Origin of the sequence: Fulvimarina pelagi HTCC2506 (assembly GCF_000153705.1) — a bacterium.
GTDB classification, from domain to species: Bacteria; Pseudomonadota; Alphaproteobacteria; order Rhizobiales; family Rhizobiaceae; genus Fulvimarina; species Fulvimarina pelagi.
The window spans coordinates 1,386,190-1,398,639 of sequence record NZ_DS022272.1 but is presented as its reverse complement, the minus strand read 5'-3'; the positions used below and the strand labels follow the sequence as shown (position 1 = coordinate 1,398,639).

The window sequence follows — 12,450 nt, the reverse complement described above, 5'->3', positions numbered from 1 at the left end:
CAGAAGCCGCCGCACAGCCTCAAATCACATTCTTGTTCGCGTGATCAGCCGGTTCGCTGTCGTATATCTCTCCGTCTGCTCCCGCCGAGGTGTCCGACTGCTCGGCTTTCTCGACCGCCCAAGCGCCGGCAGCTTCCACTGCCACCGGTGACGATGTCGGCGTAACGCCGATATAGCTCTCGGTCTGGCTGACCGGCACCGTCGAGCGTTGGGTCATGCGATAGAGAGCGTAGAGCGCGATCCCTCCGAACGTCCCGCTCAGCACCAGCCAGAACGCATAGGGGCTGACCCACTGCATCGCATAGCCGGTGGCCAGCGGACCCAGTATGGCACCGAGACCGAAGGTGAAGACAAGACCGCCGGAGGCTGCGGGCATGTCTTCGGCGCCCAGGAAGTCGTTGGTGTAGGCGAGGAACAGCGCGTAGAGCGGTGTCGTCATGCCTCCGGCGACGAAGGCCGAGGCCATCAGCGGCCAGAGGCTGTCACCACTGATCCAGCCGATTGCGCAGAAGCCGGCGCCGATGGCAGATGCTCCGAATATGAGTGCGCGCCGGTCCATCCTGTCCGAAAGCCAGCCAATCGGGTACTGAAACACCAACGCTCCGCCGAAAAGCATCGCGACGAAAAGGGCGATCTGGGCTGTCGTCATGCCGATCTGAGTGCTGAACACCGCCCCCATGCCTGACTGGGTCGCGTAGACGCTGCCGAGCAGGAAAATCCCGACGGTGCCGAGCGGCGAACTGGTGAAGAGTTTGGCGAGCGACATCGGTCGCGTGATTTCCGTCTTCGGCGCCGGGGCGACGGTGAGAAGAATCGGAGCGAAGGATATCGACACGAGGATCGACGCGCCGATGAAGAGAACGGATGTCGCCGCATCGCCGAGAGTCAAAAGCCACTGAGCGCCGATGATGCCGAGCGTTTGGGCGATCATGTAGGCCGAAAGGACCTTGCCGCGAGTCTCGTTGGTCGCGGCCTCGTTCAACCAGCTTTCGGCTGCGACGTAGATGCCTGACATCGAGAAGCCAAGCAGGATGCGCAAGGCAGTCCATGCCCACGGTTCGGCAATCAGTGGAAAAGCGATCAGCCCGGCCGACATGAAACTGCCGAGCGCCGCGAAGACGCGTACGTGCCCCACGCGGCGAATGAGCGTTGGCGTATACTGCGCGCCCGACAGGAAGCCAACGTAATAGCCAGACGTGACGACGGCTAACTCGGAGGCTGAGAAACCTTCGATGCCGCCGCGCAGTCCAATCAATGTGAAGTGCATGCCGTTGCCCAGCATGATCAACACAATTCCGATCAGGAGGGCCCAGACCCCGGACAAGACTTTAAGCATCGCGCGACCTACAGAATGTGCAGCCTTACCGTACCAAACGGAGCGTGGTTCAGGGCCGGATACTGCATCTTTGACGTCTCCGCCATGGGCATGCCGTAGGGGCTTTTCTTATCAGAACGGGATCGGAGTCATCTCACGCGAAGCGGTATTCGACGCCCGTTTTCTCCTCGGAGACCGCCCAAAGCCGCTCGGCAATTTCGGAGTTGCGGGCGCGTTCCGCCGATTTCGCGATGGCCGCCGGACCGGCCGTCTCGCCTCGCTTGCTGGGGCCGACATAGGCTCCACCGTCGAGCTTGGGCGAGGTCGCGGCCGCCAAGGTCGGCCAGGCACCCTCGGCCGCGGAGTTCAGAAGGAGACGACCTGGCATCATCAACAGCTTTGCAGGACCGGGCAGGAAGCGCATCAGATTCGTTGCAGCGACGCCTGGATGGCAAGCGAGTGCGATCGCATCGGCCTTGGCGTCGCGCAGCCGGCGGTCGAGCTCATACATGTGCAGGAGGTTGGCGAGTTTGCTCATCCGATAGCGCTTCAGTCGGTTGTAGTCCGCTTGCGCGTCGATGTCGTCGAAATCGATCTCGCCACTGCGATGGGCAATCGAACTCGTGATGACTATCCGCGCGTAGGGGCGTGCAAACAACTGGTCGAGGAGAAGGCCAGTTAGTGCGAAGGTGCCAAGATGATTAACGCCGAACTGCAATTCGAACCCATCCTTCGTGCGTCCAAGCGGCGGCACCATGACCCCGGCGTTGTTCACAAGAACGTCGATGCGCTCCTCCGCTTTAACCTTTGCAGCCGCTCCTCGTACCGAGCCAAGATCGGCGAGGTCGAGGGGAACGAAGCCGAGATCGGCGTTCGGATGTTCGAGCCGGATGTCGGCCATGGCGGACAGGGCCTTGGCCTCCGTCCGGCATCCGAGAAGCACTCGGGCGCCCTTTGCTGCGAGCACTCGCGCGGTCTCGAGACCGATCCCCGAATTCGCGCCTGTCACGAAGAAGGTCCGGCCGGATTGATCAGTCACGTCCTCGGCGGTGAAGTTCCGGATCATCAGAAGCCTCCTCGGGTTGTCACGCTTTGTGCGATAGCGGACAAAAGGGGTATCGGTCGAGGCGATTGATGCCTGGTCGGCCGAAACGGCACGGTCGGCAAAACCACTCAACGCTAACGCAGCTGACGCACCGCTTCGCCGCAGACGAGAGCGACGGACGCCGACAGGTTCATCGATCGGGCGCCTGTTTGCATCGGAATCGTCAACCGCGCATCAGCCGCCGCATGGACCTCCACCGGCACCCCGGCGGTCTCGCGCCCGAACATGACGATGTCGTCATCGCGGAATTCGAAATCCCAGACGACAGTGTCGGCCTTCGTCGTCAGAAGTATCAGTCGTCGGCCTGCGCGTTTGCGCCACGCTTCAAACGCCTCGAAATCTAAATGCTTGGTGAGGTTCGCAAGTGACAGATAATCCATGCCGGCCCGCTTCAGCGAGCGATCGGAGAGTTCGAAGCCGGTCGGTTCAATGATCTCGATCCGAAGATCGAGACAGGCGGCTGTCCGCATCACCGCGCCGGTATTGCCTGCGATGTCCGGCTGGTACAGTGCGATTGAAATCGCCATGGCACCTCTGCTCTCTTATGGTGTTTCGTGCGATCAAAGGCTCGCGAGCATGCGGTGTGATCGCGCCGACGAGCGCCTATATCCGAACTTGTCGCGGACGCGCGATGATTGACGCTCGGAATGCTGCTGCGTTCCCCTCCAGTCTTCTCATATCCCGCATCGATACGATGTGGCATCACCCACTGGTTTGACGATGTTCGCTCGTTTCGAACGGCTCCTCGATCCGTTCCCCGAAATGCCGATTTCCGCGCCGCCGACCCATTCGGTGGGGGCCTTCATCTGGCATTTCGCCAAGCCGGCATGGCGTCTGCTGACCGCACTGGTCATCCTCACCTTCACTTTTTCGGCGATCGAGGTCTCGCTGTTCGCGTTTCTCGGTGACCTTATCGACTGGTTCGCAGCTGCAGATCGGGAGACGTTCCTGGCGGATTATGGTTGGCAGTTGACGGGGCTCAGCGTCCTCATTCTTGTCGTCTTGCCCGCTCTGATGCTCTTCGATGGCTTCGTAAGCTTCCAAGCTATCTTCGGCAATCTGCCGATGCGTTTTCGCTATACGATGCATCGCTGGCTGCTCGGTCATTCTGTCTCGTTCTTTCAGGACGAATTTGCTGGTCGAGTTTCACAAAAGCTGATGCAGACGGCGCTCGCGGTACGCGAGGTCATCGTCAAGTCGATCGACGTGTTCCTCTATATCGTCGTCTACATGTCAGGCATCCTGGTCGTGGTGGGCGCCACCGACTGGCGCATGACGCTGCCCTTCGTCGGTTACGTCGTTCTTTACGTCGTGATGCTCGTTTATTTTATTCCTCGGCTGGATCGTGTCTCCCAGCGTCAAGCCGATGCGCGCGCGGAGATGACGGGCCGGGTCGTTGACGCCTACGCCAACATCGAGGCGGTGAAGCTCTTCGCCCATACCCGGCGCGAGGCCGAATATGCGCGTCAGTCAATGCGCATATTCCTTCATCCAGTCTACGACCAGTCGCGTCTGATCACGCAGTTCATCTTTGTGTTGCAGTTCCTGAATTCGCTTCTGCTTTTCGGCGTTGGAGCGGTCGGGGTCATCACTTGGACCGGCGGGCTCGTCACCGCCGGCGCGATCGCGGCAGCTATCGGTATCGTGTTGCGCGTTCAGGGTATGAGCCACTGGATCATGTGGGAGGTCTCTTCCCTGTTCGAGAACCTCGGCACGATCCGAGACGGCATGGAGACGTTCAAGCGACCGCATCAAGTGGTCGACAAGCGCCAGCCTGCGCCGCTCGAAGTACGGCACGCGGCAATCGCTTTTGAGAATGTCACCTTCCACTATGGCAAGGAGGGGGGCGTCCTCGACGACTTCTCGCTGCGTATCAGGCCCGGCGAAAAGATCGGGCTCGTGGGCCGATCCGGCGCCGGCAAGTCGACGATCCTCAACTTGCTGCTGCGTTTTCACGACGTAGAGAAAGGTCGCATCACCATCGACGGCCTCGATGTCTCAGAAGCCGGACAGGACCAGCTTCGCGAGCGGATCGGCATGGTGACGCAGGACACCTCGCTGCTGCATCGCTCGATCCGCGAGAACATTCTCTACGGCAAGCCCGACGCCACTGAGGCCGAGGTGCAAGAGGCACTCAAGGCCGCGAAGGCCGACGACTTCGTCGCCGAGCTTATCGATCACAAGGGCCAGCGCGGACTAGATGCCGAGGTAGGCGAGCGGGGCGTCAAATTGTCCGGCGGCCAGCGTCAGCGCATCGCGATTGCCCGCGTTATGCTGAAGGATGCGCCGATCCTCCTTCTCGATGAGGCGACCAGCGCGCTCGACTCAGAGGTAGAAGTTGCAATCTCGGACAATCTTTATCGCCTCATGGAGAACAAGACCGTCATCGCCGTTGCCCACCGCCTATCGACAATCGCTGCGCTCGATCGTCTCATTGTTCTCGACGAGGGCAGGATCCTTGAGGAAGGAACCCACGGCGAACTGGTCGGGTCCGGCGGTCTCTACGCCCAACTCTGGGAACGGCAGGCCGGCGGTTTTCTGCTCGGCGCGGAGCCTGCCGAACCCGAGTCCGTGAGGGCCGCCGAATGATGATGGACGGCTTTCTCAAGCGCTTCGAAAACGTCCTCGATCCCTTCGAGGACAATGGAGAAGCGGAAAAGCACGCGCGCTTCAATCGGATCGGCCACCTGGATCCGCTGCCGAACAACGCCAACCAGTTCATCTGGCATTTCGCCAAGCAAGCTAAATGGCCGCTGATTGGTCTACTCATCTGTGGCGGACTAACGGGGCTTGTCGAGGCGATCATGTTCACCGGCGTCGGCTGGCTGGTCGACGCGATGGAAGGAACCTCGCCAGCGACGTTCCTCGCCGAGCACTTTTGGCTGATCGCCGGCCTGCTCTTCGTGACACTGATCGGGCGCGCACTCGTCCTCTTTGCAGCCTCTGTACTCGAAGAGCAGATGATCGCGCCGAGCTTCTTTAACCGCATACGCTGGCAGAGCTATCGGCGGATCATCGAGCAGAGCTACACATTCTTCCAGAACGACTTTGCGGGCCGGCTCGCCCAGAAGGTACAGCAGGCAGGGCAGGCGACAGGCGATTTCGTCATCACGATCCTGCAGACCTTCTGGTCCTTCATCACCTTCGTCGTCCTGACGATTTCGATCCTCGGAGCGATCGATTGGCGGATGTCGGTGGTGCTCGCGCTCTGGTCGCTCGGCTATATCTGGATGATCCGCAATCTCCTGCCGCAGATCCGCATTCTCGGCCGCGAGCGTGCGAACGCGAATTCGGTCTGGACCGGCCGGGTGGTCGACAGCTTCACCAACATCCTTTCGGTCAAGCTCTTCGACTCGACCCGCAAGGAAGACGCCTTCGTCAAGGACGGCTTTGCCAGATATGTCGAAGCAGTGCGCCGACTCTGCCGCGCGCTGACGACGATCCGAACCGCGATCGCCATCCTCAACGGGCTGATGATGACCGGCGTCGGCTGGGTCGCGATCATCGGCTGGCAGGCAGGGTCCGTGACGACCGGCGGGGTCGCCGCGGCGCTCGGCTTAGTGCTGCGGCTCAACCAGATGTCCGGCTGGATGATGTTCAACATCAACGGGCTCGTGAGGAACTACGGTACGATTCAGGATGCCGTCGCGACGATCAGCCCGCTGCCGAACCTCATCGACAAGCCGGACGCGCTGCCGCTGAAGGTCGAGACGGGCGCGGTCGCCTTCGAGGACATCACCTTCCACTACGGTAAGGGCGACGGTGTCATCGAGAACTTTTCGCTTGCCATCAACCCGGGTGAGAAGGTCGGCCTCGTCGGGCGTTCCGGTGCCGGAAAGACGACGCTCGTGAATCTGTTGCTGCGGCTCTACGACGTCGAGGACGGTCGCATCACGATCGACGGCCAAAACATCTCGGATGTGACTCAGGCCTCGCTTCGGGCAGCGATTGGCGTAGTCACCCAGGACACGGCACTGCTCCATCGCTCGATCCGCGAGAACATCGCCTATGGGCGCAGCGAGGCCTCGGACGAGGAGGTCTTTGATGCGGCCGCGCGTGCCAATGCGGCGGATTTCATCCCGACGCTCCGCGATCCGAAGGGCAATAGCGGCTACAAGGCGACCGTCGGCGAGCGCGGCATCAAGCTCTCCGGCGGCCAGCGGCAGCGCATCGCGATCGCGCGCGTCCTTCTGAAGGATGCGCCGATTCTCCTTCTCGACGAGGCGACGAGTGCTCTCGATTCGGAAGTCGAGGCGGCGATCCAGGGCAATCTCAATCATATGATGGAGGGAAAGACGGTGATCGCGATTGCTCACCGCCTCTCCACCATCGCCTCGCTCGACCGCCTTATCGTCATCGACGAAGGCCGGATCGTCGAAGAGGGGCGCCATGCCGATCTCATTCGCCGGGGCGGGCTCTACGCTCAACTTTGGGAACGCCAGTCCGGCGGCTTTATCGGCGATCTCGATCGGGAGGCTGCTGAATAGCGATCGCTGCACCTATTGCGCGGCGGTCCAACTCTCCTGACCCATGGATTTCGAGCCCAGATAAGCCCACACACCTTCGAAGCCGCCATTCCCGTCGGCGACCATCAGCGCGACGCCGACATCCTGTCCACCCGCTGTGTAGCCGATCGAGATGACGTCGTCGTCACCGAGCCCCGTCCCGGTGAAGGTCTGAGCGCCGACCGTATAGTTTACGGTGAACGTCTCCCCGACCTTCGCAACCAGAACGGACCCATTGTAGGCGGATCCATCCGGATTGGTTCCGGAGATCGTATAGCTGCCTGACGGATCTGCAAAGGCTGAAGAAGTGGCGAAGACAGCTGCCGCGATGATTGGCAGAAGGCGAGGGCGCATGGGTCGATCTTTCCTATCGAAGCCGCATAGGAGCTTCTGGCTGGCCCTTCGGACATCGTCGGGTCACGGCGGACATCGATAGCCTAAGCGTGTTTGCACCGCTATCTAAATCGGGAAAGCTGTTTGTAAAAGAACGAGTTCGATCAGGCCGCACTGGCGAGGAGGGCGGCCTCCGCCTGCTTGATTGCGATTGGCGTTCCGACGGTGAGCCAGAGACCGCTCAGACGGACACCGAAGAGGCGCTGGCCTTCGATCGCCGTATCGAAAACTCGGTTGAGTGAAAAGGGCTTCGCCTCGTATCCTTCGAAGAGCTCGGGCTTAAAGATGCCCGCCCCGGCGTAGATGAATGGCGACATGTCCCGTTCCTCGCGCCGGATCAGCCGCCCGGCTGCGTCCATCACGAAATCGCCGCGTCCGTCGTAGCCGGTCGATTGCGCCATATCGGCGATCAGCAGGCTGACGTCCATCTTTTCCGGGCGCCAGAGATCAGCGAGAACATCGAGATTTGCGCGATAGCTCTCGATCCAGAACGTGTCGGAGTTGAGCACGAAAAACGGATCGGTGCCGAGATGTGGGAGGGCTTTCACAATCCCACCGCCGGAATCGAGCAGAAGATCGCTTTCATCCGAGACTACGATTTCGATGTCCTTGCGCTTGCGCAGATGCGCACGCATCAAGTCAGGCAGATAATGGACGTTGACGACGACCGTCTCGATGCCAGCCCGCACAAGTGCGTCCAGTCCGTAATCGATCAGCGCTTTGCCGTGAACCTCAACGAGGGGTTTGGGCACGGTGGATGTGACCGGCCGCAACCGCTTTCCAAGGCCAGCTGAGAGCATCATGGCAGTCGTTGGCCGGCAGCTTTGGAGTCCTTTTGCGGAGATCATTGTCGTCGCTGCGTTTGTCATGCGCGTCTTGATGTCAGCTTGCTTCCGACGATGCCCCAATCGGCGTAGAGCGATTTGACCGCAGCAAGCGTCGGATGGTCGAGGGCCCGCCCGAGATAGCCGGTTACGTGGGGAATGTGACGCCTGTATTGCGGTTTCTGATCGCGGACGGAAAGGCGCACGAAGATTCCCAAAACCTTCGTGGCTCGTTGCGCGGCCATCACCGCGTAGTCGCGCTCGAACATGAACGGTTTGAAACCAGGATTCCCTGCTCTGCGCGCCGCGACATAGGTCGATACCAGCGAGGCTTCGAGTTCCGGTGGTATATTGACCCTGGCGTCCTGTGCGAGTGAGGCGACATCGTAAGCGGTCGGGCCTATCAGCGCGTCCTGGAAGTCGATGAGCCCGATCCGCGCTACGCCAATTGCGTTCGGCTGCCAAATGATATTGGGCGAATGGAAGTCGCGCAGAACGAGATTGGTCTCGGCATCGGCGATCTCGTCGAACACCAAAGACCAGGCTTCGTAGAAGCGTTCCCTCTCGTCCGCAGTCGCCACTCTCCCAAGCGCGTCCGGCACGTACCAGTCGAGGAGGAGTTCGGCCTCGGTCATCATTGCGTTGATGTCGAATGCGGCGACGTGGTGTATGGCTTCGCCCTCGATCGGAAGGTCGTGGGGCCAATCGCCGGAGTGCATGCGAGCAAGGCACTCAACGGCTGCGCGATAGCGTTCAGGATCGGGCGAGCCGTCTTCTTTCAGCACCGACTTCGTGCCGAGATCGCTGACAAGAAGAAGACCGCGTTCGAGGTCTTGTTCCCGAATGCGCGGCGCGCAGAAGCCAGCTTTGGAAAGTGCGCGAGAAACAGCGACAAAGGGGCGGACATCCTCCGCAAGGTGCACGAGCCGGCTATAGGGAAGACCGCCTCTGATCGGCGGACCATCCGGCTGAGGGGGCGAGTCCATCAGTACCAGCGAGCCGTCGTCGACCTCCACCCTTTCATACCTGCGCGAGGATGCATCGCCGGTGTAATGGCGGCGACGGTTCGTCGGAAGGTCTCTCGAAACAAGAAAATCGCGGATCTCGAGGGTACGTTCGATCCGCTCGATGGCATCACCAGACGCTGCGACCGCCGCTTGTCGGCCGCCATTCGCGCTTGTCCTAAACTCAATGGCGACATTCGCACGGGTGAGGACGCTCACCACCCTCTGCGGCCATTCGACGAAAACAGCGCCAGCCGCCGCGGCCTCTTCGAAACCGAGTTCGGCAACTTCGGCTTCATCGGCGAGCCGGTAGAGGTCGAAATGCGAGGTTCGGATTCGGCCATCGTAGCTCTGTACGAGCGTGAAGGTGGGGGAGGGTACTTCGTGAAAGTCGTCTTCGGTAAGGGCGCGAATGGCGGCTCGGACGAGGCTCGTCTTTCCGGCACCGAGGTCACCGAAGAGTGCAATCACGTCGCCCGGCTTGAGGACGAGACTCAAGTCTTCCCCGAGGCGCTCGGTCGCCGCGACATCGGCCAGTTCGACGATTTTGATCGTCTTCAAAGCGGTCATCGCCGTGAGTTGTTCCCCAAACACCGTAAGCAAAGATCCAGTTGTGCTTTTACCGGTCTCCTTGAGCGACAGCATATGGTTCATTCTGCGGCATCCCGATAGGTTGAAGCCTTCGTCCCAGCCTCTTTGGTCGACCCTGTTGCATCGCTGCCGATCGGATGTTCGGGATCGGGCCGGTCCTGCGAAGCGGGGAGGGCGCAGATGACACGTGTGCCGCCGCCATTCGGCGTCTCGACACGGATCTCTCCACCATGCAGCTCCACGAGGCTCTTAACAATCGACAAGCCCAATCCTGGACCAGACGATCGTCCTCCCTCGGCGTTGGTTTCGAAGCGTTCGAAGATGCGATCGACCTGATCGGCCGGAATGCCCGGTCCGCGATCAGTGACGGCGAAGCATACTTCAGACCCTGTTTCGGACTTCCAGGCCTTCAGTTCGATTTCGGAGCCCTGAGGAGCGAAGTTCGTTGCGTTGGAAAGGAGGTTGTAGAGGATCTGCGTCAGCCGCGCACCGTCCGCCTCAAGGACGTCGCCACTCTTCGTCAAATCGACCTCCACTCTAAGCTGGTTCTCGTGCAGACGCTCTTGCACGCCCTCAACGGCATTCTCGACACGCGCCGCGATGTCGACGTGTGAGACCTCGAGTTCCATGATGCCGGCGTCGATCGTCGCGAGATCGAGCGTATCGTTGACCATGGCGAGAAGGGATCGCGTCGACGACGTGATATGATCCAGGTAGTCGCTCTGACGCTCGTTGAGCGTACCGAGCTCCGGCTCGGCGAGAAGCTGCGAGAAGCCGATGACGGTGGTAAGCGGCGAGCGCAATTCGTAGCTCATGAAAGAGACAAAGTCGTACTTGATGCGGTTGGCCTCTTCCAGCGCATCGTTCTTTTCGCGGAGCATGCGTTCAGCAGCCCGAGCGTCCGAGACGTCGGAAAATGTCAGCATCGTCTGGGCTGCAGGCAGCGGCACTGCCTTGTAGGCGAGGGTCATGCCATTCGAAAGGCGTACTTCTCCGTTTTCCGAATTTCGCCCGTTCTCGTCGATCGACGTGACGAGAACCGAAAGGCCTTTCCAGCCCGTGCCATCGAATGTCCCGTCTTCGATCCGAACACCAGCGGTGTCTTCGAAGGTCTGGATGCGCGGCTTAGATTTCAGGAATGCAGCGTCGAACTCGAACATCTCGCCGAAGATAGGGTTAGAGAGCTGCAGGCGTCCGTCGCCGCCGAAAACGGCAACGCCTTCTCCGAGATAGTCGAGAGTCTCGCGCTGAAGTCGCGCGACGGTCTTGATCTCCATCTCCAGCTTTAGGCGCTCGGTAATATCCTCGAAAACGAAGGTCGCGCCGCCCTGCGGATGGGGTGTCGCCACGACCCGCAGCGTACGTCCGCTCGAGAGGTGCCACATCGTTTCCGTCGGATCGGTTGCGCTGTATGCGGCAAGGTCCTCCTTGCGCCGCTGGCTCGGAAACGCAGTCTCCGTCGGCAAGACTCCGGCATGGCGCAGATGGTCAAGAAATGCGACGTGATCGGGGTCAGACTGGAGGAAAGTGTCGGTCAGTTCGAAGAGGTTCTTGAACGCCGCGTTATAATAAACAAGCCGCGTTTCAGGATCGAAGCGGGCCACCGCCGTGCCGAGTTTGTCGAGCGTTTCGGACTGGCTGTCGATGGTCTGGCGCAACTCGCGCCGGATGTTTTCGGTCTCTGAGACGTCGATTGCGAGGCCTGCAGTTCCGAGTTGGCCGGCGAGTTCGGTTACGTCAAAGATATGCCGGTCGGCATCGACTACGGTCGAGAGCTTGCCGGCGTACAGGCCGTATTGGGAGACGGCGCTTGCCACCTCACGTCGATCGTTCTCGGCTAGAAATTCTGTGCCGTTCTCGACCGTTTCGTCCGGCGATCCGCCATCTACCGCCTTCGAGAAGGCCTGGTTGACCCAGTAGAGCTTGCCCTCTCGGTCGCGGAGCCAAGCTGGCAACGGTGCAGTGTCGAGCAGCGCCTGCATCGTATCGATTGTGCCGAGGGCTTCAGTGAGCTCGCTGCCGGCCCTTTTCAGCTTCGCACGCAGGCCCGCGGTGTGCGTAAACCTCACGAGGGCGAGGCCACCATGGGTACGACCCGTCACCTCAATCAGCTCGTTCGACCGTGTGTCGAGCGAAATGGCGAAGGATACCGCGTTGTTGCGCAAATTTTCGATCGCCGCCGCGAGGTCCCCTGCGACTTCGATGGGTAGCCAGCCGGAAAATTCGAGGAACCGTTGTGGCGAGCGCGGTGATCCGGCTTCCTTCGGCAGTTCGCCAAAAACGCGTGGGATCTCGGAGTCGCGGTAGACGAGAAGGCGCTGATCGCTCGCACCGAGGAGCGCCCTGAATTCGTTTGCTTCCTGCGAGCGGTCAACAAGCTCAGCACGCAATTGCTCGTTCTCGTGAGTGAGCGCCGCTCGGTACTTCATCAGATAGACGGCGCAGACCATCATCGTACCGAGTGCAACCGCAATCAGGGCGAGCGCCGTGATGGGCGCGGAACCATTAATAAGGCCTGTCTGCGCCATCGCGGATGTCGGGGTGTAAACTGCTAGAGACGCGAAGGCCAGAATGCGACAAGACGAGCGAACAGCCGCGTCTGATGCCCAACTGCTCATTATTCTCGGTAGGATTTCACCACTGGAAGAGGTTTGAATCCAATCAGCCTCGCGCGCGTCGCCGCGCGATACGAACACCCCCTCGTTCATTTTTC

Annotated in this window: 9 protein-coding genes; 2 read left to right on the top strand and 7 right to left on the bottom strand. The window is 60.6% G+C overall.

The genetic code is table 11. The features are described 5' to 3' along the window. Positions 1-19: 19 nt before the first annotated feature. From FP2506_RS06570 to FP2506_RS06560, 3 genes are all read right to left on the bottom strand, one after another. On the bottom strand, positions 20-1,336 hold the full coding sequence (locus FP2506_RS06570) for an MFS transporter (RefSeq protein WP_007066637.1): 1,317 nt from the start codon (positions 1,334-1,336) through the stop codon (positions 20-22). Positions 1,337-1,469: 133 nt separating this feature from the next. Next, on the bottom strand, positions 1,470-2,381 hold the full coding sequence (locus tag FP2506_RS06565) for an oxidoreductase (RefSeq protein ID WP_040489485.1): 912 nt from the start codon (positions 2,379-2,381) through the stop codon (positions 1,470-1,472). Between the two features lie 113 nt (positions 2,382-2,494). After that, positions 2,495-2,947, bottom strand: a complete 453-nt coding sequence (locus tag FP2506_RS06560; RefSeq protein WP_007066635.1) for a tRNA (cytidine(34)-2'-O)-methyltransferase — start codon at positions 2,945-2,947, stop codon at positions 2,495-2,497. Between the two features lie 193 nt (positions 2,948-3,140). On the opposite strand from FP2506_RS06560, the gene FP2506_RS06555 reads away from it, so the two are divergent. Both FP2506_RS06555 and FP2506_RS06550 read left to right on the top strand, forming a co-directional pair. Then, positions 3,141-5,009, top strand: coding sequence for an ABC transporter ATP-binding protein (locus FP2506_RS06555; protein ID WP_007066634.1), 1,869 nt, complete (start codon positions 3,141-3,143; stop codon positions 5,007-5,009). Then, the gene (locus FP2506_RS06550; protein ID WP_007066633.1) at positions 5,006-6,907 is read left to right on the top strand and encodes an ABC transporter ATP-binding protein; all 1,902 of its coding nucleotides are present in this window, start codon (positions 5,006-5,008) and stop codon (positions 6,905-6,907) included. The genes FP2506_RS06555 and FP2506_RS06550 overlap by 4 nt, the downstream gene beginning before the upstream one ends. A gap of 12 nt (positions 6,908-6,919) precedes the next feature. Here FP2506_RS06550 and FP2506_RS06545 read toward each other — a convergent pair whose 3' ends face one another. From FP2506_RS06545 to FP2506_RS06530, 4 genes are all read right to left on the bottom strand, one after another. Next, positions 6,920-7,279, bottom strand: coding sequence for a hypothetical protein (locus tag FP2506_RS06545; protein ID WP_007066632.1), 360 nt, complete (start codon positions 7,277-7,279; stop codon positions 6,920-6,922). A 143-nt stretch (positions 7,280-7,422) separates the two neighbouring features. Beyond that, a complete protein-coding gene (locus tag FP2506_RS06540) occupies positions 7,423-8,187 on the bottom strand; it encodes a nucleotidyltransferase family protein (protein ID WP_007066631.1) in 765 nt (254 codons plus the stop codon). Next, positions 8,184-9,716, bottom strand: a complete 1,533-nt coding sequence (gene tsaE / locus FP2506_RS06535) for a tRNA (adenosine(37)-N6)-threonylcarbamoyltransferase complex ATPase subunit type 1 TsaE (protein ID WP_040489482.1) — start codon at positions 9,714-9,716, stop codon at positions 8,184-8,186. Before tsaE ends, FP2506_RS06540 begins: the two co-directional genes overlap by 4 nt. A gap of 80 nt (positions 9,717-9,796) precedes the next feature. Further along, a complete protein-coding gene (locus FP2506_RS06530) occupies positions 9,797-12,265 on the bottom strand; it encodes a sensor histidine kinase (protein WP_007066629.1) in 2,469 nt (822 codons plus the stop codon). Between the last annotated feature and the right edge of the window lie 185 nt (positions 12,266-12,450).

Excerpts from the sequence above, each read along its gene's own strand:
- tsaE (WP_040489482.1), bottom strand. The coding sequence starts at position 9,716 with ATGACCGCTTTGAAGACGATCAAAATCGTCGAACTGGCCGATGTCGCG.
- FP2506_RS06565 (WP_040489485.1), bottom strand. The coding sequence starts at position 2,381 with ATGATCCGGAACTTCACCGCCGAGGACGTGACTGATCAATCCGGCCGG.
- FP2506_RS06570 (WP_007066637.1), bottom strand. The coding sequence starts at position 1,336 with ATGCTTAAAGTCTTGTCCGGGGTCTGGGCCCTCCTGATCGGAATTGTG.
- FP2506_RS06560 (WP_007066635.1), bottom strand. The coding sequence starts at position 2,947 with ATGGCGATTTCAATCGCACTGTACCAGCCGGACATCGCAGGCAATACC.
- FP2506_RS06545 (WP_007066632.1), bottom strand. The coding sequence starts at position 7,279 with ATGCGCCCTCGCCTTCTGCCAATCATCGCGGCAGCTGTCTTCGCCACT.
- FP2506_RS06555 (WP_007066634.1), top strand. The coding sequence starts at position 3,141 with ATGTTCGCTCGTTTCGAACGGCTCCTCGATCCGTTCCCCGAAATGCCG.
- FP2506_RS06540 (WP_007066631.1), bottom strand. The coding sequence starts at position 8,187 with ATGACAAACGCAGCGACGACAATGATCTCCGCAAAAGGACTCCAAAGC.
- FP2506_RS06530 (WP_007066629.1), bottom strand. The coding sequence starts at position 12,265 with ATGGCGCAGACAGGCCTTATTAATGGTTCCGCGCCCATCACGGCGCTC.
- FP2506_RS06550 (WP_007066633.1), top strand. The coding sequence starts at position 5,006 with ATGATGATGGACGGCTTTCTCAAGCGCTTCGAAAACGTCCTCGATCCC.